Below are 24594 nucleotides of genomic sequence, written 5' to 3'. Positions count from 1 at the left end.
AAAGCCCTTAGCAATTAAATTGCTAAGGGCTTTTTTGTCGGTTTAATTTTTACCACTGCGTTTAAGTATATAATAAAACACAGGTGTAAGTATTAAGCCAAATACCGTTACGCCTATCATGCCAGAAAATACCGCAACGCCCATAGCTTGGCGCATTTCAGAGCCTGCTCCCGATGAGAACACCATAGGTACAACCCCCATAATAAATGCTATTGAGGTCATTAATATTGGGCGTAATCGCAACCGGCTCGCCTCTTTAATGGCATTAAATGCATCCATACCGGTATCTTGTAGCTCTTTTGCAAACTCAACAATTAAAATAGCGTTTTTAGTGGCAAGTCCAAACAACACAATTAGGCCAATTTGGGTGAAAATATTATTATCACCACCATAAATAGCCACACCAATCAGCGCACTTAGCAATGTCATAGGCACAATTAAAATAATAGCGACCGGCAAACGTAAGCTTTCGTACTGCGCTGCTAAAACCAAAAATACAAGCAATACAATAAGTGGAAATACATACATTGAAGTATCGCCCGCTAAAATTTGCTGATAGGTTATGTCTGTCCACTCATACGCAATACCCATTGGCAGTGTTTCATCGAGTATTTTTTCTATTGCGGCTTTAGCTTGGTCAGAGCTATACCCTGGTGCGGGTACACCGTTAACCTCAGCCGTAACATAGCCGTTATAATGCATTACTCTATCTGGCCCTAAACTATGTTCAATACTAAGCACTGCGCCAAGGGGGATCATATCGCCATTTTTATTGCGCACTTTTAATTGCTTAATTTGCTCTACATCTTCTCTGTAGGGTGCATCTGCCTGCACATTTACCTGATACGTGCGACCAAATAAATTAAAGTCGTTCACATAAACTGTGCCCAAATAGCCTTGCATCGCTTCAAATAGGGTGTTTATTTCAAGCCCTAAGCTTAGTGCCTTTTTACGGTCTACCTTTACATCTAGCTGTGGTACGTCGGTTGTAAAGCTGGTAAACGCATTAGCAAGGGCGGGGTCGGCTTTAGCCTTAGCAATGACTTCATTTGTTACTTGCTGCAAGGTGTCAAACCCTAATGAGCCTCTATCTTCAAGCTGCAGCCTAAAGCCACCAATGGTGCCCATTCCCCTTACTGGAGGAGGCGGAAATATAGCAACATTAGCGCCTTTTATTTGACTAAGTTGTTTATTTAAATCTTCCGCTATTTCAGCTGCCGACATGCGCGGGCCCTGCCGCTTTGAAAACGGCTCTAACGGTGTAAACATCATCCCCGAACTTGGGTTTATAGATAAACCATTAATGCTTAAACCTGCAAAGGCTACAGCGTCACTAACGCCTGGGTGCGCCCTGATTATCTCTGACATTTGGCGAACCACCGCTTCAGAGCGATCTAGCGATGCTGCATTAGGTAATTGCGCAAAAGCGACGAGATACATTTTATCCTGCGGCGGAACATACCCTGTTGGCGTATTTTCAAACTGCTGCCACGTTAAGGCCAGTAAACCAACGTATAGCACACCAATTATGCCGCCCTTATGCACTATTCGGCCAACGGCTCCTGTGTATTTACCCGAGGCTTTATCGAACATTTTGTTAAAAGGCGCAAATAACCAGCGGCCAAATAATTTATTAATGGCACGGCTTAACCAATCGTTGTCTTGCCCATGAGGTTTGAGTAATAACGCAGCCAGCGCGGGGCTTAGCGTAAGCGAGTTAATGGCAGAAAGCACTGTTGAAATAGTAATTGTAAGAGCAAATTGACGATAAAATTGCCCTGTTAAACCGCTCATAAACGCAGTAGGAATAAACACCGCAGCAAGCACTAAAGTAGTGGCAATAATAGGCCCTGTTACTTCTTTCATTGCTTGAGTGGTTGCATCAATAGGGCTTAATCCCTCACTGATGTTTCTTTCAACGTTTTCGACCACAACAATGGCATCATCAACAACAATACCGATTGCTAACACCAAGCCAAATAACGACAACGCATTAAGTGAAAATCCCATTAAGTGCATAAAAGCAAAGGTGCCCACTAATGAAATTGGCACAGCTACCAGCGGAATAATAGATGCTCGCCATGTTTGTAAAAACAGCACGATGACCAACACAACTAATAAAACCGCTTCAAATAATGTATCGACTACAGCTTCAATAGAGCCCCTTACAAATACGGTAGGGTCATACACTATTTCATAGCTCATACCCTCTGGAAATAGCGCCGACAGTTCAGCCATTTTAGCGCGCACATCGTCAGAAATTTGTAATGCATTAGAGCCTGGCGCTTGAAAAACAGGCACAGCGGCAATGGATTCATTATTAAGAAGTGGCCTAAGGGTATAACTATCTGCACCTAGCTCTACTCTAGCAACATCTTTTAGCAGTGTAATTTCGCCGTTATCGCCCGTTTTTACGATTATTTCTTCAAATTCATCTTGCTCTATTAAGCGCCCTTCTACATTGATAAGCCATTGAAACTCACTGGTGCCTATGGGTTGTGCGCCTAGGCTTCCTGCCGCAGCTTGCTGATTTTGCGAGCGAATAGCATTGACTACATCACTTGGATTTAAATTGAGCGCCGCTAATTTGTTAGGCTCTAGCCACACACGCATACTGTAATCGCCTGCGCCAAATACACGTACTTGGCCCACGCCATTAATGCGCTTTAGCTCATCTTTTATAAATTGATCGCTATAATTAGACAGGTACAAACTGTCGTATCGCCCTGTAGGCGAAGTTATGTGTACCGCTAAGGTAAGGTTCGGTGATGACTTTTCGGTGACCACACCTAGCCTTTGTACTTCCTCTGGTAGGCGAGGTATTGCTCTATTTACCCTATTTTGTACCAAGGTAGTTGCTTCGTCAGGATCGCTTCCTATCGCAAAGGTGACTGTTAATGTCATGGTGCCGGCAGAGTTTGCAAGCGATGACTGGTACAGCATGTTTTCTACGCCGTTTATCTCTTGTTCAAGCACTGTGGCCACGGTTTCGGCTATTACCTTAGGATTTGCACCTGGGTAGTTAGCTGTAACAACAACCGTGGGGGGTACTACATCTGGGTATTCTGTAATAGGTAACTGCCATATAGCTATGGCACCCCCTATAAAAATAAGAATAGATAAAACCGCTGCAAAAATAGGTCGATGAATAAAAAACTGAGAAAAATTCATTATTACATGCCTATTTCAAGTGTTGGCTCGGCATTGGCTAAGCGGTTTTGGTTATCAACCTTTTGCTGCCAAGCTTGTAACTCGTTTAAAGTACTTTGCTTTGCCATATTAATTAATTCTGGCGTAATGAGTACGCCAGAGCGCACGCGCTGCAAGCCATTAACTACTATGCGTTCGCCGCTTTTTAAACCTTGTTTAATAACTCGTAGCTCACCCACTTTGTCGCCTAAAGTAATGGCGCGGTATTGCACTTTATTTTGCTCATCAACCGTTAAAACGTATTTATTATTTAAATCAGTACCAATGGCTTTCTCAGCAATTAAAATACCTTGCTCAGTATTGCCCCCGGCTAATTTTAAATGGGCGAATAACCCAGGTAAAAGCGCGCCGTCTTGATTATTAAATACAGCCCGCACGCGTAATGTACCGGTTTGGGTATTTACTTGGTTATCAACAAAATCAAGCTTGCCCCAGTGTTGGTAATCTTGCTCATTCGCTAAACGCATCGCCACAGGTAACGCGGTAGGTTGATTGTTATCAAGGTGCGCTTGTTGATAGTTAAGCCATGTTGCTTCATCAATATCAAAATAGGCATAAACCTGCTCTGTAGAGACAATAGAGGTCATTACAGTTTGCCCTGCACTGACATAGTTGCCCTCGGTAATTAACGCACGAGACACTCGCCCAGAAATAGGCGCTTCTACGCGTGTAAAGGTTTTGTTTAGCTGTGCAAGCTCAAGGGATGCATTACTTTGTGCTACGTAGGCATTTGCCTGGTCAACCTCTGCACCTCGGGTCTCTAATAACTCTTTAGATATTGATTTACTTTTAAATAGCTCTTTAGCTCGATTAAAATCTTGCTTTGCTAGTTTTAAGCGGCTTTTTGCTTCATCAAGTTGCGCTGTTAGGCGGTTTACTTGTGCATTAAATTCGCGGCTATCAATTAAAAATAAGGTGTCGCCTTTATTTACCAGCTCACCCTCTTCAAATACTGCCGCTTCAATATAACCAGATACGCGAGGACGCAAAGACACTATTTGCGGCGACTCTAGCCGCCCTGTAAAGCTGTCCCACTCGGTTATTCGCTGACTTATTACTTCGGCCACTTCTACGGCCACCCCTTGCGTAGAATCATCATTACTTTGAATAGAACTTGGTTTATCGCTGCATGCACCCAGTATTATCGCTAATAGCGCAATAATAAACGTGTATGTAAATTTATATATAGCTGACATGGTTAACTCTCTTGCTGTACGAGTTGTGTTAAAATCTGCTTATATTATGAACGCGGTAAAAGCATAAAAATAATTATATTATTGTATAAAACACATCACTAAAAATGATGTAAAATAATCTTACATTTAAAATTTATAACGGTGCTATATGCGTCCTCAAGAGCTTAATTTACTAATGATTTTTGATGCCATCATGACTGAAGGCAGTATCACTCGTGCAGCAGAGCAATTATCGCTGACACAACCTGCGGTATCTAACGCGCTTGCACGTATGCGCGCAGCGTGGGGAGAAGAGTTATTTATAAAAGATGGCCGAAATATTCAACCTACAGCATTTGCTAACAATTTATGGGGGCAAATACAGGGGCCACTTGGATCATTAGAACATGCTATAAACCAAAGTGAATTTAACCCAGCGACAGCGCAGCGCACTTTTCGTATTTCTGCCGCTGATATATTTGTAGAAATGATATGGGGGCCTCTTCGTAAAATTATTGAGCAGCAGGCCCCAGGCATCAATATCCATGCAATCCCTAATCGGGCGGTAGAGGCTGCCAATGTACTTAAAGACGCCGAAGCCGAACTGGCAATTAATCGCTACACCCTGTCTGAAAACGTTATTAGAGCCGAGCACTTATTAAAGCCTAAATATGTTGTACTTATGCGCCCTGACCACCCGCTTGCTAATGCCCCTTTAAGTATTACTGACTTTGCTAATACAGATCATTTATTAGTATCAATTACGGGCGATATTTTAGGGCCATCTGATCAAGCACTAAGAGTATTAGGGTTAAAACGCCGAGTAGCGATGACGGTAAATAACGCGGCAAATGTACCTAATATTCTTAAAAATACCGATCTTATTTGTGTCCTCCCATCAATAGCGCTTGAGCAGGAAATATTTACCAATAAGCTCGTGGTTTTAAAAAGCCCTATTGATACGCCACCAACGCCTGTCTCTGTTATTTGGCATAAGCGCCAAGACAACGATGCCGGTTTGCAGTGGATACGCCGCCACATAGTGGCTATTATTCAACAACGTGTAAGTAGCCACGATAAAAAACTAGGCAAATATTTACTGCGCTAAAACGCCTTTTTTAATCACAAAATCAGCAAATCGTACCTGCTCTTCTTCAGCGCGAAGGCTATCGGTTTCGACTATTGAACGATAGACACCCCATTTAGGACGGGCAAAGTCATCATCGCTAAAGCCACGCCACATATCTATGTTTTGCTCGCTAATGCTAAATAGCTCTTCGTTGTCACTTAAGCGGGTTAGGGTCATTTCAAATTGCCCCGCTTCACTAAAAGTGGCTTGTACAAATACCGCTATCCATTCATCAGTAATGAGTGACCAGTCGGTTTCGATAAGGTTTTTATCAATCCCTGTGCTGTTACCGTTTTCATCAAAGCCTGCGCTATAACGTACTTGCAGCTGATTACCTGTACTGTTTTTTTGTGCACCAGAGAGCGTAATAATAGGTTGGTCGTCGTTGCCATTGGTATTGTCGTTGCTATCGTTACGGGCTTTTATTTGGAAAAAGTGACTGAATTTACTACTTAGCTCAAGCTCGCTAGAGACTTTAAACTTCCAACTGTATTGTACGGTTTCGTCTTTAAAGGCAAGTGTTGCGGCGGGCGATTTATCAAAGGCTTTTATTTCGTTGCGCTGGCGGTCAGTTTCGCCCTTATCTTTATCTTGGTCTTCATCACGATGTGCTAAAAACACAAAGTGATTACCTACAGTTGAGTCAGTATCTTCAATAATATGCACAACATCTTGATGATTCCCGCTATACATATCAGGCGATTCAATTGCACCTTCACTAAACGCATTTTCTATTAATGTATAAGCACTTAGCCCTGTGTTTTCGCCATCGGCATTGAGGGTTGTTTCTTGCGTTACTATAAAATCATCACGGCCTGCAGTGCCTATAATTCTTATAGACACTGTCGCTTCGGTGCCATCTACCGATGTGACGGTTATTTCATCAAGTAAGGTTTCGCCCTCGTTTAATGCACTCACAGAGGCATGCTCGCCATTAAGTGTATATGACCAATTACCATCCTCAGTTAAGCTAAATAAACCATAAGCTGTGATGTTATTGCTTTGCGTTTTAAATACTGCCTCATTGGCTTGTGCATCCGTTATAGATAGTTCACCTGTAATTGCTATATCGCGGGTGTTTTCAATACTTACAGTTGTTTGACCGCTAATTACCGCGGCGCTTAGCGCTACAACCGATGCATTTACAGGCTCACTATTTGACCCTGAGCTGCCGCACCCTACAGCTAAAATACCCAAAGAACAAACACAAGTAATAGTTAAAACACGCAAGCCAAACTTTGACATAAACAACCAGCCCAGGTTAATGGTAAGTAAATAAAGTAAAATATAACTTACCAATTATTTGTTTTAATAACTAGATTTTTATTACCAGAATAACGAAATCGGTTTTAACTTAATAAGGAGATAACTTGATTTTAGCAGTATATTTGGAAGGGTGGCTTCATTGGACAAGGAAGGTACAAAATGAAAAAGCCGATTATCTACCGGCTTTTATAAGTTAACCTTCACAAGTAGCTAATTTAAAACCACTAACATGTGTTGACCTATTTGCAACAGAGTTGCGAGCCCATTCAGCTTTACTTCTAATGTCTTGCAAAATTTTTGCAGATTGACACTCTTTATATGTTTTATGATAACTAATAGCATTTGTTTTTTCAGCGTTTAGCAAAACAATAGTATCATTATTTGAACTTGTGGTGGAATTACAAGCTGTTAACAATAAAGCAGAAATACAAACTAGTACTTTTTTCATAATCGTCCCTCTTAATTTAAACTTATTTTGAATTTAGTATATTTTTTATGCATTGTAAATATTTGCTCTTTTCTCCCAAATTAAATAAAAGGCTAAATAAAATTAGGTTAAAACCAAGTTACTTGAGATAATCCTCAGGGAACCCCTTATTTAGGTTATATATGAAATTATTAGTTCGTAATTTGTCTCGCGCTACCACAGAGCAAGACCTTCGCACGTTGTTTGCAGCACACGGTAAAGTAACTACCTGTAACTTGGTGCTTGATAAAGACACTGGTTTATCAAAAGGTTTTGCCTTTGTAGAAATGCCAAACGACATAGAAAGTAGAAGCGCTATTAAAGCACTTAATCAATTAAGCGTTGATAAAAGCAAAATTCGCGTAAAATACGCAGATGAGTAATTAGTTACTTGCTATATTATTAAAACCAGCTATTTGCTGGTTTTTTACGTTTTAAGTTTATGCTTTATATTTAGCCAGAAATAAGCTGACTGTTTGTTCAATTACTTTATTATTTTGCTGCTCTGTTATTGTTTCAAACCCATAAAGTAGCGGATAAAACACAAACGATTTTAATTGATACACAAACTGTTTAGCAGCTATATTTAGCTCATCACCTTTTAAAATACCTGCTGTTCTAGCTTGCTCTAAAAAATCTTCTAAATAAGTCATACACCCCATAGTATTATTACTTAAAGACTTTGCTAGCTGCGGCTCTTGTAGCATTTGCATAAAGGCAATTTTAGCTAAACGTAAAAAATCAGGCGATGTAAGCATAGCCACTTCTTGCTCGGCAATAGCAGTAAGCTGCAAATCAATTGGTTGATTTTTATTAAAGTAAATAACATCACCATGATTAATTTTAGCCAGCATAGTCGTTAAAATAGCCTGAAATAGCTCTTCTTTTGTCGCAAAGTGATTATAAACAGTTCGCTTAGAAGCCTCCGCTTTTGCAGCAACTTGATCCATACTAGTGTGCTCTACACCTTTTTCAAAAAACAGATGCTCTGCTGCTTGAAGAATATTTATGCGTTTTTTTTCTGATAATTTCATAATGGGTTCTGCAATTGTTAATAGCTACATTTTAACTAAACAATAAAAAAATGCACTGTATAGTTTACTTTTCATCAAAACAATAAAAAATGCACTGTATAGTTTACTTTTCATCAAAACAATGAAAAACTACACTCATTAGTTTACTTTAAGGTTTAACGATGACATTTATAAAATGGGTAGTTGTGATCATCGCCATCATTGTTTTTGGAGGTTGTAGCGTGAATAAACAGATAGTTGCGCAAGGTGTTAATGAAGCACCTAATGTAGATAACTACGAAAATGGTAGATTTCATAACCATCAACAGGTTGAGCCGAATAGCTTTAAGAAAACACTCGGAATTTTAGGGCGTTACATAACAGAAAAGCGTACCAACATTACACCTAAAAAGCCCATTGCAATTAAAAGTGTTACAGCAAAAATGCTTAACTCCCTTGCAAATAATACTGTGCATGTCATTAAACTTGGCCACTCTAGCGTGCTTTTAAAAGTGCATGGCGAATACTGGTTACTCGATCCGGTATTTAGTGAGCGCGCATCTCCTTTTTCTTTTGTAGGGCCAAAGCGCTTTTCTAAATTACCTATTAGTATTAGCGAACTGCCACCAATCGATAAGGTGCTTATTTCGCACAACCATTACGATCACCTTGATAAATCAGCTATTAAAAAGCTGTCTGCAAAAACTAAGCAGTTTTATGTGCCACTTGGTGTAGATACCGATTTAGTTAAGTGGGGAGTGAATGAAAACAAAATTAGCACATTTAACTGGTGGCAGGAGTTACAAACCGAACATGCATTAGTTGCCTTTACTCCTACCCAGCATTTTTCGGGCCGTGGATTAAGTGATGCAAACAACACACTTTGGGGTTCGTGGGTTATTAAAACCTCCCAGCAAAGTGTTTATTTTAGTGGTGATTCGGGTTATTTCGCAGGCTTTAAAGAAATTGGTAACAAGTACGGTCCTTTTGATTTAACCCTAATTGAGACAGGCGCCTACGACAAAAATTGGGCCGATATACACATGACACCAGAGCAATCGGTTCAAGCTCATATTGATTTACAAGGTAAAACTTTAGTGCCTATTCATAACGGTACGTTTGACTTGGCGTTTCATGCTTGGGTTGACCCATTTGAACGAGTAACGGCTGCAAGCAACATAAATAACGTAACATTGAGTACACCCGAGTTTGGACAAATATTTACCCCTACCGACGCTGCAATAACCCATAAATGGTGGAAAAACTAATTTGGTAGGTGTTTTAAAGGTATTTATTACAAGGTGTTAATTAAATAAGCGGCTATTAAGCCGCTTTTTTTATACTAATTGTACCTAACACTACAAAAGATGCAGCTAAAGCAAAAAACATCGCTTGCTGTGCGAGCAAAGCTGCTGCAAAAAATGCTACGCCGCTGCCTATAAACAGGTATCCGCTTTTTTTAGATTGGCTCATTGTGTGTGCTCCATTTATTGTTGTCGATTATTTATACACCCTACACCGGCAATTTTCAATTTTTGAAAAATAGAACTGGCAAGATGATAAATATTCGACTCACATCAGTGCTTCCTTTATATTAAAAGCCAATTTTTAAAACTATTCAGAAAACTATGGCCTCTACTTTTTTTAAAAGCGCTAGCCTAAGCCTGCTAGTCGCTCTCTTTGGTTGCTCTGAACCTGCAAGCGAGCATTCTTCTTTAGAAAATACGCCCGGCGTAAGCCTAAATAACGTTAAACAGCATATAAAAACGCTAGCCTCTGATGACTTTCAAGGTCGCGGCCCACTTACACATGGTGAAGTAAAAACAGTGGGTTACTTGAGCGAGCAATACGAAGCTATGGGTTTAACTGGGGCGTATAATGGTAAGTTTTTACAGCCGGTAAAAATGGCAATGGTCACGGCCAATCAAAATATGCAATTGCAGGTGGGCGACTTAAAGTTTAAAGCAGGTAACGATTTTACCGCCCGTACAGAGCAATTACAGCCAGTAATAGATGTACGAAACTCTGACATTGTATTTGTGGGCTACGGTATTAATGCCCCCGAATACAACTGGAACGATTACGAAAACATTAATGTTGAAGGTAAAACCGTTATTGTATTGGTAAACGACCCAGGCTTTGCTACACAAAACGATGCGTTATTTACAGGTAATGCTATGACCTACTACGGCCGCTGGACTTACAAATACGAAGAAGCCGCACGCCAAGGTGCCAAAGCGGTATTTATTGTGCACGAAACTGCCCCTGCGGCTTACCCTTGGGGCGTGGTTGAAAGCTCAAACACAGGGACTAAATACACCCTGATGGACAATAACCTAAACGCTTCTAAGCTCCCAGTTATGGGCTGGCTAACACTTAATACTACTGAGCAAATTTTTAATGCCGCACAGCTTAACTATCAAAATTTAAAACAAAAGGCTTTAAGTGATGACTTTAAAGCCACAGCGCTTAATTTAACAGCCAACCTTTCATTTAAAAACGAAGTATCGCATGCCAAATCACATAACGTAGTTGCGCAAATTACAGGAAGCGACGCCCCTAATGAGTACGTGGTAATAGGTGCTCATTGGGATCATTTTGGTACCAAGCAAACCGACAGCGGCCCTAAAATTTATAACGGCGCAGTGGATAATGCCTCTGGCACAGCGGCCACACTTGAAATTGCCCGCATTATGAATCAAATCCACCAGCAAACACCGTTTAAACGCTCTATTTTATTTGCTAATTTTACCGCAGAAGAAACTGGCCTCATTGGCTCGCAAGAGTTTGCAACCGGTGGCGTTGTGCCCACTAAACAAATGGTCGGGCTATTAAATATTGACGGAATGAACGTGCTAGATGGCACCGATTACATTTTGCAATACGGTAACGATTTATCCACCCTAGAAAACTACCTAGCAAACGCGGCAAAAGCGCAAGGTCGCGTTGTTAAAATGGACCCTCGCCCGCAAAACGGTTTGTTTTTTAGATCAGATCATTTTTCTTTAGCTAAGCAAGGTGTGCCGAGTTTATTATTTATGAGCCTTGGCGATACCGACCCTGATTACATTGCGCATAAATACCATAAAGAAGCCGACGATTTCTCGCCGCAGTGGTCATTAGGTGGCGTAAAGCAAGACATAGAGCTTATTGTTGATATAGCCACGCAGCTTGCTAACAATGGCGATTGGCCTACATGGACGAGTGACTCAGACTTTAAAGCAAAGCGCGAGCAAGATAAGCCGCATTAGCAGGTAAAGTTTAAAGCTAAATAATAATCATACCAATCGCATTAAAATCCTCCTACTTGGAGGATTTTAATTTTGAGCGCGCCCGCATTAGTAAGGTTTCGGCTTTTGCTCCTAAATACACATAAATAGCCAAGGCTATTAAAAGCCCTACCACCGCAAGCATCATCGCAATGGCCGGTAATAAGTATTCAGCCTGCCCCAACGCTGCCTTAAACATGGTTAATAGCGCCTCAATAGATATTGCAATTAGCACGGTAGATATAAACCGGGTAATTGTGCGCCGTGTAGAAGAGTGCCTAAATATATCCTTATGCATTAAAATCTCTTCTTCGAGAATGGTCTTTCCTAAATCAAACACGGCCAACGCTAAAGTAATATATATAATAATGCTAAAGGGCTCGAGGGGATCAGACGCTGAGTCAAAGTGGGTTAATAATGCATATATATCGTTAAATACTATGCTCAGTAAAAAGAGTACCAAAGTAAATAAACACGCCACAATCACCCCATAACCCGCTTTAAAATAAGGCGAAATACCGGCACGCGCGCTGTCTCCCATTACAAACTCAATTAACTGGGTTAAGCATACGTCTAACACTAAATAATGCTGCTGGTTAATTGGCTTTTTTAGCTCTTTAATAGCCGAAATACATAAATGATTAGTTGCGATAGAAATATACGGATCGGTAAAGCACACCGAATCGGTTTGTTTAGATTGTAAAAAGTAAGGGCGCTCACTTAAATCTTGCTGATTACCTTGCTCGGCTAATTTTTTATAGGCACGCTTAAAGCAAACGTTATTGCCTTGCTGAAGCCCAGATTCGTTTAAACAATATTGCAGCTCTAAAAAGGGATATTGCTTTACTAAAAAACGTGTATCTCGACTTTTGTTAAGCCCATCTTCAATACTCATTAAAATAGAGTCAAGCAAGCTGTGTATTACTTGCTCATACTCATGGTAGCGCTCAACACTACTTATATAACTCATTCGCGCCATAATTGTGTACTCACTCAGTTGCTATAGCGTTAACTAAGCAAGTTTAAAACCAAGTATAAAAAATGTTTACATTCATAAGGTTAAGATTTTAACTTGTGCTCATTTGCACCTATTTGGTGAAAAAGCCGTTATGCCTGCGCCATGCACAAAAAAAGCAGCTAAGTAAATGTTACTTAACTGCTTTGTGAGTATGACCTGATAAATTTTAAGCGCGTAAAACTACGCCATAAAATTATTGTACTTTAGAAAACTCTTGCTGTGAAAGCTCACCATTTTTATCTGTATCGAGCTTATCAAACAACCGTGCTAACTGTGCGTTGGCTTGTGCTTCTGTTTTGCTAATTACGCCATCACCATTGGCATCAAAACTGTTAAAGTCGACCGCGGCAAACGCCGCTGATGAAGAGGCAAGGGCTAGAAGTGCGATAAATTTTTTCATAATCATTTCCTTAGGCTAAGTGCTTGGCAAAGGGGAAGAAATCCTTTTCTGAGATCCATAAAGGGAGAATCGGTTATTTGTATTCAAAAAAATCGTTTTCGGTTAGGCCATTTCGGCTTTGCATATTTAATTGCTGCATTATTTGTTCTGCTGATTGATCACTTTGGTTTGTTAAACCACCTTCGCCTTGCATAGGTGTTTTAAACTCTGTATTTGCCAATACCACCGATGATGACACCAAGGTGATAAGTACAAGTGTTGTTTTCAGCTTAGTCATAATGTAATCCTTCAATAATATGCATTACCTGTATAAATTTGCACTGAGGTGGTTACAATTCACTTCCTTGTTATTCTTTTTAATAGGCTCCCTTGCCTATTTAGGTTGTCTTTGGCAACTCAGAATTATGCTTACACCACAGCGCATTAATCGTCTACGCTTGTAAAACCTCTGCTTTAAAAAGTTTACCGTTTGTTGGTGTCAAACTTTGCAAATGTGCCAGAAAATACCAGCGCTATTGCAAGCAAAGTTGGGTATCGCTTTTACATAACGATTCCTTCGCTATGTGTTTATAATAAAGTGCCCTGTGTATTACACTATCCTTGTTATTCTTTATGGTAAGCTCCCTTGCCTACTTAGGTTGTCTTTGGCAACTCAGAATTAACGTGCCACTGGGCGTTAACTACTCAAAGCACTCACTTATGCTTTGTCGAACTCACTCTTAGATAGCTCGTTGTTTTTGTCAGTATCAAGTTTTGTAAACTGACTCATTAATTCAGCATCAGCAGATGCTTCTAACGGGCTTAATGTGCCACTACCATCTTTATCGAGTGTGTCAAAATCTGTTACTGCAAAAGCCGCTGATGAAGAGGCTAAAGCCATTAATACCAATGTTGATTGTGCCTTTTTCATAATGAAATCCTTCATAGGGTTAGGGGAGTAGCCAATTGGCGTTACCCACGTTTTGCTTAATACAGCTTAACTATTACAATTTCAGTGCCATGTTTTATTTTTACTTAATAAACAATAAGTTACATTTTTAGTTTATGAAAAGGTTAAGTTACAAGAGGTGTTTTTGTTGCTTTTTAGCAACAGCTAGATGAGCCACTTAAAATAAAACAATAGAATCAACAGCTTATGATTTATAAAAAAGCCACACATGAGCTAAAAGTTAACTAAAAACATAATGTGGGGAAGTTTAAGAATAAACTAAAGCTGAACAACTTAATTAAAACAATTAAACGTCATAAAACATAAAACATAACCAATTGAAATGTATTGATATTTATAAAATTTTTAGCGTTTATTTTTTAAAAGCATGGCAAGCCTGTAAAAAACAGGCATTTGTTGCCAAATGGCGAATTTAGTAAAAGACAGGGGTTTTAAAAAGGGTGCGCATTGCATTTAGTTGGGCATAACAAATTGGCGTTTTTAAAGTATAAAAACAATTTAACTACTTCCAGCCTTGACGCCATTTTTGTGTGTCTTTTAAATCTCGCCAGCGTATTGAGTACTGATTTTTAGAAAATACCGACTCGGTAATGCATTCAATTACATTACCCTCTTCATCGTATTCTACTTCTACAATGATAAAGTGTTTTTCTTTGTTGATAGCTGGAGTGGCAGTCCACTTACTGTTTAGTAATTTTTTAGGGTTTAAGTTATTCATTAAATAATCTAGTGTGCTTAATTAACACTAATACGACATAACCCGTTGTTTAGCTCAACATAAAGTTAGACCGTATTAATGTTACTTCATCAACTCACTGGTTACTCAGCGATTAACTTACCTTTATACATTTTCATTTGGCAATGAAAGTCGTACTCACCTGCTTTAAGTGCAGGCAAAGTGATTTTATTATCTCCCATTGCAAGGCTTTCACTTACATCAAGCTGCGGGAACACCATAGTTTCGGCGCACGGTGCACTGTCTTTTCTATCAAATGTAAGCGTTACTTTTTTATTAGCCGCCACCTTTATATGACTTGGTTGATAAACGCAGTTATCTACCACTATGGTTTGCGTATTATCATTACTGTGTATTTGCTTTGGCTTATAAAGCCAAAACCAATAAATAATGGCTACTATTAATACTGCACCAAGTAAATTTATCATTAACATTATCGACTCCTTAGCGCTTATTGGGTTTATAAAAACGTAAGCGATTAGCATTGGTGACTACTGTCAGTGATGAAAGCGCCATAGCTGCGCCCGCTACTACTGGGTTTAGTAGTACACCAATAAACGGATACAACACACCAGCTGCAATAGGGATGCCCGCAACATTATAAATAAATGCACCAAACAAGTTTTGTTTAATGTTTTTAATTGTTGCGCTGCTAATGGCAATAGCATCGGCAAGGCCATGCAGTGAGCCACGCATTAAGGTAATATCGGCGCTTTCTATGGCTACATCTGTACCTGTGCCAATTGCAAAACCGACATCTGCTTTAGCAAGCGCGGGGGCATCATTGATCCCATCACCCGTCATGCCTACAATCTCGCCTTGCTGTTGACGTTTAGTAACTTCGTTTACTTTATCTTCTGGCAACACTTCTGCGATAAAATCATCAATACCGACTTTTTTAGCCACAGCGTGTGCGGTCGCTTTATTATCGCCAGTGAGCATTACTAGATGAATACCTTCATTTTGCAGGCGCTTAATTGCCTGTACTGAGTCTTCTTTTAGCGGGTCCGCCACCGCAATTAAGGCCATAAGTTGGTTATTACAGGCAAAGTACATCGGGGTTTTTGCATCATTTGCAAAGCTGTGCGCTTGCTCAGCAGCGTCATCAACTGCAATCTCGTATTTATCCATAAGCGCTTTATTGCCAAATAACAGTGTTTGCTCATTCACCGTTCCACTTACACCTTTACCGGTAATGGCATCAAAGTCGGTAACTTTACTCAAGGTTACGCTTTGTTTTTTAGCGTACTGTGTAATCGCCTCCGCAAGTGGGTGCTCAGAGCTACTCTCGAGGCTTGCAACTAATTGCATTACGTTATTTTCATCTGCGTTATTAAACGTTACAACATCTGTTACCTGTGGTGCACCTTGGGTGATGGTGCCGGTTTTATCTAAAATCATGGTAGTAATTTTAGAGGTAGTTTGCAGTGACTCGCCATTGCGAATTAATATGCCAAACTCGGCGGCTTTACCTATTCCCACCATTACCGACATAGGCGTTGCTAAACCCAGCGCACACGGGCATGCAATAATCAGCACGGTGGTTAACGCCACCACTGCATAAGCAATTGAAGGGGCTGGGCCAAAATTCAACCATGCAAGGGCTGCTAGTATCGCAATTATCATTACTGTGGGGACAAAAATGCCCGATATAACATCGGCTAATCGCCCTATTGAAGGCTTAGAGTTTTGTGCGCGTTTTACCATATTAATGATATTGGCAAGGGTTGTTTCTTGGCCTATATGTGTGGCTTCAAATAATAATGTACCACTTTTATTAATGCTGCCAGCAACCACTTTATCACCAGCTTGTTTACTCACAGGCATAGGCTCACCCGTGAGCATAGATTCATCTAATCTGCTGCTACCTTCGAGCACATCACCATCTACCGGGATTTTTTCGCCTGGGCGTACCCTTACATGATCGCCCTTTTGCACATCACTAATGTCTATATCTTGCTCTGCGCCATCGCGTATTACACGGGCTGTTTTTGCTTGTAAGCCAATTAAACGCTTAATAGCCTGCGAAGTACGTCCACGCGCTTTCACTTCAAAAGCTAGGCCTAAACTAATTAACCCAATTATCATTGAAGAAGCTTCAAAATAAACGTGCCTTGCAACCTCAGGTAGTAAGCTAGGCGCAAGTACAACAAACATTGAATATAACCACGCAGTGCCAGTTCCCAAAGCAATAAGCGTATCCATGTTAGCACCATGATTTTTAAATGACTGCCAAGCACCTTTATAAAATTGCTTACCTGCTACAGCCATAACGACAAACGTGATAATACCGACCACACCCCATGCAATTCGCTGGTTAGTGGTTGTCACGCTCATATCAAAAATAAGCCCATAAATCATAAGCGGTACGCCCACACTTAAAGCCAGCATCATATTGCGCATTAGCTTTTTGTAATGTGCCTCGTCTGACTTGGCTTTTTCATCAAGCGCATCTTGCTCTGATGTGTTATCCATAGGTTTTGCGCCATAACCTATATTTTCAACGGCGCTAATTAATGTGCTTTGCTGCGCGCTGCCCTCTACTCGTACCGTGCGATCTGCAAAGTTCATTTCGACATTGTTTGCGCCTTGCACACTATTGAGGGCTTTTTCTATTTTGGCTACACAACTGCCACAATTAGCACCTTCAATAATAAAGTTTTGCTCTGTTGTTTTACTGCTACTCATTGCACATCTCCGCTTTTATTTGGCTCAACAAGTGGGTCAACAAACGTCTCTATTAAGCTACACACATCACTTGCAACAGCGCCGTCTGCCGATGTTTCCCACTGTTTTAACGCCGCTTGCATACGCACTCGTAATTTAAGGGTTTCTTGAAACAAGGCTTCGGTTTCTTCTAAACGTTTTGCAATAATTTGCCGTGTAAGTGGGCATGGGCAATGCCCTTGTTCTGACTCGCCAATGATATGCTGTATATCTTTTAGGGAAAACCCGAGCTTTCGGGCGCTTATAATAAACTGTAAACGTTGGCGGTCTGCTTTTGTATATTGTTGATAACCATTACTTTGGCTACGTATGGGCGTTAAAAGGCCTATTCGTGTGTAATGACGAACTGTATCAGGCGTTACACCCATTAACTTCGCTAATTGCTTAACATACATAATTTAGCCCCCTTAGATTTTAGAGCTCAATTGTAAACCTATGTGTGACACACAGGTCAATAGAGGGGAGCATTAAAGCATAATTTAAATTTACTGGAGCTGATAAAATAAAAGCGCGCTAATGAGCGCGCTTAAAAAGAGGCAGAGAGATTAATTTTCTTGTTGGCGAGAGGCTTTTAGCTCTTCACTTAGCTCACCGGCTATTTGCTGAATTTTTGGCATTGCATCTTGCACTAGGCTTTGCGACATTTGCATAGACTCTTGCATTACTACTGGCATTTTTTGGAGAATTTTTTGCCCTGTTTCAGTTTTATAAAACGCCAGCATGTCGGCAATTTCTTGCTCGTTAAAATGTTTGTCGTAAACGTTAACCATCATCGGCTGCATTTTTTTCCAGCTCATTTCGGTTTTAAGTACGTTGGTCATATCTGCATAGTATTTATCAAAAATAGCTTGCTCAGAGGGCTTAACACCCATTTGTGCAGACATGTTTTTCATCATGCCTTCAACTTGCCCGTACATAGAGTCAACCATAGCATCCATGTTCATCACGTTTATCAGCTCATCTATTTTTTGCTGCTTAGTTGCCTCGTCAGCCAATACGCTGCCAGAAAATATAAGTAACGAAAGTAATAGTGCCTTAGCCATTGTCATATCCTTAAATATAAAAAGTAAGACCATACTCACATGATTAATATCAATCCGCAATAATACTTACTCATTTTGCGGGGCTAAACGGGTTGCTACTTACGTTAAAAAATGCTCATTCAGAACAACTAAATAGCTAATTTTTTACTAAATTATCAACACGTTTTACCAGCCTCAGAATAAATTACTTAATTATGCGAACGGGTATAAAATAGTTTGTAAATGTGTAAACCCATACTAAAAAGGCCAAATAAAACATGTTTATTTGGCCTTTTTATCAGTGCACTGGGGCTAATCGTCTTCTACGTTATCGAGCCCTTTTGTGCCTTCTTTTGCTTTAAGCTTATGATGAATCGCTGATTTTATTAACATATACCCACTAATAGGGGCAGTGATTAATAAAAACACGGTAATTAAAATCTCTTTTACGCTTATGGTGTGCACCGACGTTGCAAAAAACACCATTGCAGCAATTAATATGCTGGCCATACCCAATGTTGTTGCTTTAGTTGGGCCGTGTAAGCGCATGTAAAAATCAGGTAATTTAATTAAGCCCAGCGATCCTATTAAAATAAATAGCCCACCAAAAAGTAGTAATATTGATACAACCCACTCGCTTATCATTTTAATATCCTATTCAATTAAGTCGCCGCGTAGTAAATACTTACACACTGCAACAGTACTTATAAAGCCAAGCATCGCGATTAATAACGCGGCTTCAAAGTACAAACCAGTGCCCATACTAATACTGTATAAAATAATTAACGCGATAACATTAATGTACATAGTATCTAGGGCTAAAACTCTATCAGGCACTGAGGGGCCAATAATTAATCGCCATAGGTTTAATAGTAACGATAAACCAATCATGGCAAATACAATAAGTAATACAGTATCTAACATTGAAATATCTCCTTTAGGGGAGCTTCGTAGCGCTGTTTAATTTGTTTAATAAGTGCCTCTTCATCTTTTAAATCAAGCACATGTATAAGTAAATAGCGCTGTTTAGGCTTTTCGCCTTCCTCTAGTGACTCAGGAATAGGATATACCTCGGCACTTACTGTACCAGGTGTAAGAGATACACAACTGGCAAGAATTGTAATGGGCATATCGTGTATTAAATCTATAGGCACTTTAACAAAAGCAGGGCGTAACTTTTTAGCTGGGCCAACGATTAATAAGGCTACCTGTAAATTAGCAACCACTATATCGTAAAGTACAATGAGTAATTGTTTTAGTGCCAAACCTGGTTTTAGTATTAAAGGTTGCGGATCACGTAATGAAACACTTAATAGCGGTATAAATATCGCAAAAAACGAAGCTAATACTATATGCCCTGCGGATACACTATTATTAAGCAACAACCAAATTAAAAATAAAAACAAACTACGAAACGGCGTTGGCAACCAACGATAACGGGCTTGTAACCTCATTACTCACCTCCCTTCATAACTGCATTAATGCCACCACTTATGTCATGCAATTGCGTAGCAGCACTAACCATGTATTCACTTATTGGTCCACCAAAAACAACTAACAAAGGTGAGCACGCAAGTAGCCCTACAATTATCATCACCTGTAATGGGTGAGCATTTTCGCCCTCTGCGCTTTCTGTTTTATTGCCTTTTCTTTCCCAAAAAATACTTGTACCAGCACGAGAAAGTGCTACTAATAAAACAAAACTAGCAATTAAATAGACAGGCCAAAATAGTAAGGCTTGCTCGCTATTTAAGGTTGTTTTGAGGATCCAAACTTTTCCAACAAATCCAGATAGCGGCGGCATACCTACTACGGTTAATGCAGCAATTACAAAGCATGCTCCCAATAAGTAAGGTTGGTTTACGGCTCGTCCGGCAACCAGTCTATCCCCTACTTTGCCCCTTTGTGTGGCAATTAAATCAGCTAATAAAAACAGAGCAGCGCTGACTAAGGTGGAGTGCACTAAATAATAAAGCAGTGCAGCTGTTGCAGTTACGTTTTGCAGTGCAATTAGAGCGACTAACGTGCCCACTGATACAACAACTAAATTTGCCGTTAACTTACGTAAATCTTGCGCAGCCATTACGCCAATTGCACCAACCACTATAGTAGCAATGGCTAAGCCCCATAACCATGATTGCGCCATATGTTCAAGCTCACCGGCTTGCTCACCAAAAATAACGGTATAAACGCGCAGCATGGCGTATACACCCACCTTGGTCATAATAGCAAATAAAGCGGCAACCACAGGCTTTGCACTGGCATAAGTATTTGGTAGCCACAAGTGCAAAGGGAGCAATGCGGCTTTTAAAGCAAATACAACTAACAGCAGTAAGCCGCCGGCCTTCGCCAAATAGACGTCATCGCCCGTTAACAGGGCTACTTTTTGCGTCATATCAGCGATGTTTAATGTACCCAGTACGCCGTATAAAATACCTAAACCAATTAAAAATACGCTCGAGCCAACCAAATTTAATATGACGTATTGGAGCGCTGCACGGGTATTTTGTTTATCTCCGGCATGCATAAGTAGTGAGTATGAGGCAATCAACAACACCTCAAAAAATACAAATACATTAAATAAGTCACCCGTTAAAAATGCCCCATTAACACCTAATATTAAAAAATGAACTAATGGATGAAAAAAGTTTCCTTTTGCATCATCGCCGGCACAGCCATATAAAATGACTCCCATTCCTAAAAAGGATGTAAGTGCAACCAATAAAGTAGAAAGCATATCGGCAACAAGCACTATGCCAAAAGGAGCAGACCAATTACCAATAGCGTATACATTGATACCACTGTTATATATATGGATTAACAGCAATGCACTAACAATAAATGTGATCACCGCCATAATTGATGAGGCAATACGGCGAATACGTAAACTTTTACCACAGGGTGGCAAAAGCAATATTACCGCTGCCAACATAGGTAATAAAATAGGCAAAGAGGTTAAATGTTGAATCATTTTTGCTCCTTGCTATCGGCTACACTTTTGATGATTTGCCCATCAACATGATCGCTCCCTAAATCGGCTCTACCACGTATAGCTAAAATAACCACAAACGCAGTCATTGCAAACCCTATCACTATTGCAGTAAGTACTAGTGCTTGAGGTAAAGGGTCGGCATATTCAGCCCCTGTACCAAGCACAACCGCTTTATTTATGGTTAAGCGACCCGCAGAAAACAAAAATAAGTTAACGGCATAGGAAATCATAGTAAGGCCAAGCACTACCGGAAACGTACGGGCTCTTAGCAGTAAAAACACACCACAACTAACTAATACACCAACGCAAGATGCGTACAATAGCTCCATTAAATATTTACCTCTTTTTTCTGGGTATCTGCTGTCATGTTGCCAAGGCTTGCTAATATCATTAACGTGGCTCCAACCACTGTTAAATAAACGCCTAAATCAAACACAATTGCGCTTGCAAGTTCTGTTTTGCCAATAAATGGGATATCGAAATAATCAAACCACGTAGTTAAAAACGGCCGTTCAAAGAACCAGCTACCAACTCCAGTAAACAAGGCAATACCGATACCTGATGCAATAATTTTCCGGTAGTTGACTGCAAAGCGCTCGCTTATCCAAGCTGAGCCATGAGCCATGTACTGCAATATAAAGGCAATTGATGTTACTAAACCTGCAATAAAGCCGCCGCCAGGTAAGTTATGACCACGTAAGAAAATATAAGCCGATACTAATAATGCAAGCGGTAATAAGCTATGCGAAATACTGGCAAGTAGTATAGGGTGGCGCTCGCGAGCCCATGGGCGCCCTTCGCCATCACTTGCTGGCATGAACAATGGAATACGAGAAAGCACTTTAAATATACCCAACGCTGCAATACCCAATACGGTTATTTCGCCTAGGGTGTCAAAGCCCCTAAAATCAACCAAAATAACGTTTACTACATTGGTACCGCCACCTCCTGTTTTGGCATTGGCTATGAAAAAATCTGATATCGATTCGAGTGGCCGTGTAAGTAATGCATAACATATACTTGCCACCACAACACCTAATGTTGAGGCTATCCCTAAATCTCTGAGTACTCGTAACGAGCTAGACTCTTTAGGCGTATGTTGTGGTAAGAAAAACAACGCCAACATTAATAAAATAACGGTTGCTACTTCTACCGTTAATTGCGTAAGCGCTAAGTCGGGCGCAGAAAAACGCGTAAACGCCACCGACACCATAAGTCCTACAATAGAAATCATTAGTAACGCAACTACGCGTGAGCGATGCCAAATAACGGTAGCAAAAGCACCTATAATCAGTAGTCCTGCACCTATTGCGTTATGCACATCAACCGGAATACGCGGCATACTGCCCGCTAATTGTTGCATTTCAAATAATGGCCAACCGGCACATAACAATACCACCGCCAGCATTACAAAAATGTAGCGTTGCAATGAGCCGTTTTCGATAGTGTTTACCCTGCTTTGGCACCAATTAATAACTTTAAGCACAATTAGCTCAAAGGTTTTTTTAGCATTAAGTGGCGGTAATGATGCTTGAAATTGAAATAGGTATTTACGATTTATATAAATAAACAAACCACCCACTACTGCCATGGCGCTCATTAATAGCGGTAAGTTAAAACCATGCCATATAGCCAGTTCGTACTCTGGTACCTTTTGACCAAGTACAGCCAAAGACGCAGCAGATAAAATGCCATCGACTGAAAAGTGCGGGAACAAACCAACCAGCACACACAGCACAACCAGTACTTCAATAGGGAGTCGCATGTAACGCGGAGCCTCATGCGGCTGGCGTGGTAAATCAATTGGTTCGCCATTAAAAAATACATCGTGAATAAAACGCGACGAATAAGCCACCGATAACGCCCCTGCAATAGTGGCTAACACCGGGATTAACCACGACATAGAGCCAAGCACTTGCTGATGTAAGGTTTCGGCAAAAAACATTTCTTTAGATAAAAAGCCGTTAAGCAATGGCACACCCGCCATTGAAGCAGCCGCAACCATGGCAAGTGTGGCCGTATACGGTAAATACCGCCACATACCATTAAGCTTACGCATATCACGAGTGCCAGTTTCATGGTCAATTATACCTGCTGCCATAAATAGCGAGGCTTTAAACGTGGCATGATTAATAATATGGAATATTGCCGCCACAGTAGAGAGCTCAGTATCTAGGCCCAATAACAGGGTAATTAACCCTAAATGGCTAATGGTTGAGTACGCTAACAGGCCCTTTAAATCGTGTTTAAATAAGGCGATATAAGCGCCAAATAAAAGCGTTGTTAAACCGGTTAAACCAACCAGTAAAAACCAAGTATCTGTACCTGAAAGTACTGGGTGAAAACGCGCTAATAAAAATATACCTGCTTTTACCATAGTCGCAGAGTGTAAATACGCGCTAACAGGGGTTGGGGCTGCCATAGCGTGAGGTAGCCAAAAATGAAATGGAAACTGTGCCGATTTAGTAAATGCACCTAGCAAAACTAATACCAGTGCTGTTTCGTATAAATCATGTGATTGAACAATTGCCTTGCTAGCTAAAATTACATCTAGGTCGTAACTGCCAACGATATCGGCCACTAACATTAAACCTGCCAGCAATGCTAAGCCACCAGCACCGGTAACAGCTAGCGCCATGCGAGCGCCCTTTCGTGCTTCTGTTTTATGCCACCAATAGCTAATTAATAAAAACGAGCTAATGCTGGTCAGTTCCCAAAACAGCCAAAGCTGAATAACATTGTTAGACATAACAATGCCCAGCATTGCGGTCATAAACAGCAATAAGTAACTATAGAGCTTAGCTAAGGAGTCGTTTTTACTCAGATAATAACGTGCGTAGGTAATTACCAGTATGCCTATGCCTAAAATCATAAACATAAACAGTAAGCTCAAGCCATCAAGACGAAATGATAAGTCCAGTCCAACAGCGGGGATCCACGTTACAGCATAACGAATCGTTTCACCTGCTAAAATAGCGGGGGTGTGGTATAGCGTAATACCTAATGCTGCTAAAGGGGCAAGTACAGTGACAGCTGCAGCTTGCGTACGGGATAGTTTGCCGGTGCATGAAGAAATAACACTGCCAATTAAGGATAACAAAGGTATCCAGAGCAAAGTCATAATGTAGGGCCTTTTATAATCATAAGTTTATCCTTACGTTTTATACATCACGAAAAGATGCTTTTACTGTCTGTTTTTAAACGACATTAATACGTACAGTT

The 24594-nt window shown here is 40.4% G+C and carries 25 protein-coding genes; 4 read left to right on the top strand and 21 right to left on the bottom strand.

What is annotated here, in order from left to right; translation table 11 throughout:
• Positions 1–42: 42 nt before the first annotated feature.
• Entirely contained in the window at positions 43–3171 is a 3129-nt protein-coding gene (locus MSC25_RS08385) for a multidrug efflux RND transporter permease subunit (RefSeq protein ID WP_024033766.1), read from the bottom strand.
• Between the two features lie 2 nt (positions 3172–3173).
• Positions 3174–4406: an efflux RND transporter periplasmic adaptor subunit gene (locus MSC25_RS08380; protein ID WP_121637205.1), complete on the bottom strand. Its 1233-nt coding sequence runs from the start codon at positions 4404–4406 to the stop codon at positions 3174–3176.
• Between the two features lie 148 nt (positions 4407–4554).
• Between MSC25_RS08380 and MSC25_RS08375 the strand changes: the two genes are divergently transcribed.
• A complete protein-coding gene (locus MSC25_RS08375) occupies positions 4555–5493 on the top strand; it encodes a LysR family transcriptional regulator (protein ID WP_096042013.1) in 939 nt (312 codons plus the stop codon).
• Here the strand turns inward: MSC25_RS08375 and MSC25_RS08370 are convergent.
• Complete coding sequence (locus MSC25_RS08370) at positions 5482–6759, bottom strand: VCBS domain-containing protein (protein ID WP_248443157.1); 1278 nt, start codon at positions 6757–6759, stop codon at positions 5482–5484. The genes MSC25_RS08375 and MSC25_RS08370 overlap by 12 nt on opposite strands.
• 214 nt (positions 6760–6973) lie before the next feature.
• Positions 6974–7228 (bottom strand): hypothetical protein, encoded by a 255-nt coding sequence (locus tag MSC25_RS08365; RefSeq protein ID WP_055253059.1) that lies wholly within the window; start codon positions 7226–7228, stop codon positions 6974–6976.
• 161 nt (positions 7229–7389) lie between these two features.
• On the opposite strand from MSC25_RS08365, the gene MSC25_RS08360 reads away from it, so the two are divergent.
• Complete coding sequence (locus MSC25_RS08360; protein WP_024033770.1) at positions 7390–7629, top strand: RNA recognition motif family protein; 240 nt, start codon at positions 7390–7392, stop codon at positions 7627–7629.
• A 57-nt stretch (positions 7630–7686) separates the two neighbouring features.
• Here the strand turns inward: MSC25_RS08360 and MSC25_RS08355 are convergent, their stop codons facing one another.
• Positions 7687–8280, bottom strand: a complete 594-nt coding sequence (locus tag MSC25_RS08355; protein WP_248443156.1) for a TetR/AcrR family transcriptional regulator — start codon at positions 8278–8280, stop codon at positions 7687–7689.
• Between the two features lie 161 nt (positions 8281–8441).
• On the opposite strand from MSC25_RS08355, the gene MSC25_RS08350 reads away from it, so the two are divergent.
• Complete coding sequence (locus tag MSC25_RS08350; RefSeq protein WP_248443155.1) at positions 8442–9527, top strand: MBL fold metallo-hydrolase; 1086 nt, start codon at positions 8442–8444, stop codon at positions 9525–9527.
• Positions 9528–9582: 55 nt separating this feature from the next.
• On the opposite strand, the gene MSC25_RS08345 is transcribed toward MSC25_RS08350, so the two are convergent.
• Positions 9583–9732, bottom strand: a complete 150-nt coding sequence (locus MSC25_RS08345) for a hypothetical protein (RefSeq protein ID WP_024033773.1) — start codon at positions 9730–9732, stop codon at positions 9583–9585.
• Positions 9733–9887: 155 nt separating this feature from the next.
• On the opposite strand from MSC25_RS08345, the gene MSC25_RS08340 reads away from it, so the two are divergent.
• A complete protein-coding gene (locus tag MSC25_RS08340) occupies positions 9888–11510 on the top strand; it encodes a M28 family metallopeptidase (protein WP_248443154.1) in 1623 nt (540 codons plus the stop codon).
• Positions 11511–11562: 52 nt separating this feature from the next.
• Here MSC25_RS08340 and MSC25_RS08335 read toward each other — a convergent pair whose 3' ends face one another.
• The 15 genes from MSC25_RS08335 to MSC25_RS08265 all read right to left on the bottom strand — a co-directional run bounded on the left by MSC25_RS08335 (position 11563) and on the right by MSC25_RS08265 (position 24493).
• Positions 11563–12507 carry an EAL-associated domain-containing protein gene (locus MSC25_RS08335; RefSeq protein ID WP_248443153.1) on the bottom strand — a complete coding sequence of 315 codons (945 nt, stop codon included), beginning with the start codon at positions 12505–12507 and terminating at the stop codon, positions 11563–11565.
• 232 nt (positions 12508–12739) lie between these two features.
• Positions 12740–12946: an EF-hand domain-containing protein gene (locus MSC25_RS08330; protein ID WP_029772194.1), complete on the bottom strand. Its 207-nt coding sequence runs from the start codon at positions 12944–12946 to the stop codon at positions 12740–12742.
• Between the two features lie 73 nt (positions 12947–13019).
• Positions 13020–13223, bottom strand: coding sequence for a hypothetical protein (locus MSC25_RS08325; protein ID WP_024033777.1), 204 nt, complete (start codon positions 13221–13223; stop codon positions 13020–13022).
• A 420-nt stretch (positions 13224–13643) separates the two neighbouring features.
• The gene (locus MSC25_RS08320; protein ID WP_004585903.1) at positions 13644–13856 is read right to left on the bottom strand and encodes a calmodulin-like protein; all 213 of its coding nucleotides are present in this window, start codon (positions 13854–13856) and stop codon (positions 13644–13646) included.
• Between the two features lie 541 nt (positions 13857–14397).
• Positions 14398–14613, bottom strand: coding sequence for a TIGR02450 family Trp-rich protein (locus tag MSC25_RS08315; protein ID WP_024033778.1), 216 nt, complete (start codon positions 14611–14613; stop codon positions 14398–14400).
• A gap of 101 nt (positions 14614–14714) precedes the next feature.
• Positions 14715–15065, bottom strand: coding sequence for a cupredoxin domain-containing protein (locus MSC25_RS08310; protein WP_248443152.1), 351 nt, complete (start codon positions 15063–15065; stop codon positions 14715–14717).
• Positions 15066–15075: 10 nt separating this feature from the next.
• Complete coding sequence (locus MSC25_RS08305) at positions 15076–17319, bottom strand: heavy metal translocating P-type ATPase (RefSeq protein ID WP_248443150.1); 2244 nt, start codon at positions 17317–17319, stop codon at positions 15076–15078.
• Entirely contained in the window at positions 17316–17753 is a 438-nt protein-coding gene (locus MSC25_RS08300; RefSeq protein ID WP_024033781.1) for a MerR family transcriptional regulator, read from the bottom strand. The genes MSC25_RS08305 and MSC25_RS08300 overlap by 4 nt, the downstream gene beginning before the upstream one ends.
• A 150-nt stretch (positions 17754–17903) precedes the next feature.
• Positions 17904–18401: a DUF2059 domain-containing protein gene (locus MSC25_RS08295; protein ID WP_054982209.1), complete on the bottom strand. Its 498-nt coding sequence runs from the start codon at positions 18399–18401 to the stop codon at positions 17904–17906.
• A gap of 291 nt (positions 18402–18692) precedes the next feature.
• A complete protein-coding gene (locus MSC25_RS08290; RefSeq protein ID WP_004585897.1) occupies positions 18693–19025 on the bottom strand; it encodes a Na+/H+ antiporter subunit G in 333 nt (110 codons plus the stop codon).
• A 9-nt stretch (positions 19026–19034) separates the two neighbouring features.
• Entirely contained in the window at positions 19035–19304 is a 270-nt protein-coding gene (locus MSC25_RS08285) for a K+/H+ antiporter subunit F (protein WP_004585896.1), read from the bottom strand.
• The gene (locus MSC25_RS08280; protein WP_248443148.1) at positions 19298–19834 is read right to left on the bottom strand and encodes a Na+/H+ antiporter subunit E; all 537 of its coding nucleotides are present in this window, start codon (positions 19832–19834) and stop codon (positions 19298–19300) included. Before MSC25_RS08280 ends, MSC25_RS08285 begins: the two co-directional genes overlap by 7 nt.
• Positions 19834–21351, bottom strand: a complete 1518-nt coding sequence (locus MSC25_RS08275) for a monovalent cation/H+ antiporter subunit D (RefSeq protein WP_248443147.1) — start codon at positions 21349–21351, stop codon at positions 19834–19836. The genes MSC25_RS08280 and MSC25_RS08275 overlap by 1 nt, the downstream gene beginning before the upstream one ends.
• Positions 21348–21701, bottom strand: coding sequence for a Na+/H+ antiporter subunit C (locus MSC25_RS08270; RefSeq protein ID WP_024033785.1), 354 nt, complete (start codon positions 21699–21701; stop codon positions 21348–21350). The genes MSC25_RS08275 and MSC25_RS08270 overlap by 4 nt, the downstream gene beginning before the upstream one ends.
• Positions 21701–24493, bottom strand: a complete 2793-nt coding sequence (locus tag MSC25_RS08265) for a monovalent cation/H+ antiporter subunit A (protein WP_024033786.1) — start codon at positions 24491–24493, stop codon at positions 21701–21703. The genes MSC25_RS08270 and MSC25_RS08265 overlap by 1 nt, the downstream gene beginning before the upstream one ends.
• Positions 24494–24594 lie beyond the last annotated feature (101 nt).

This window comes from Pseudoalteromonas sp. 1CM17D (genome assembly GCF_023161805.1).
Classification (GTDB): Bacteria; Pseudomonadota; Gammaproteobacteria; order Enterobacterales; family Alteromonadaceae; genus Pseudoalteromonas; species Pseudoalteromonas atlantica.
Note: the sequence above shows the minus strand (reverse complement) of the source record. Positions and strands in the feature narration are given on the sequence as shown.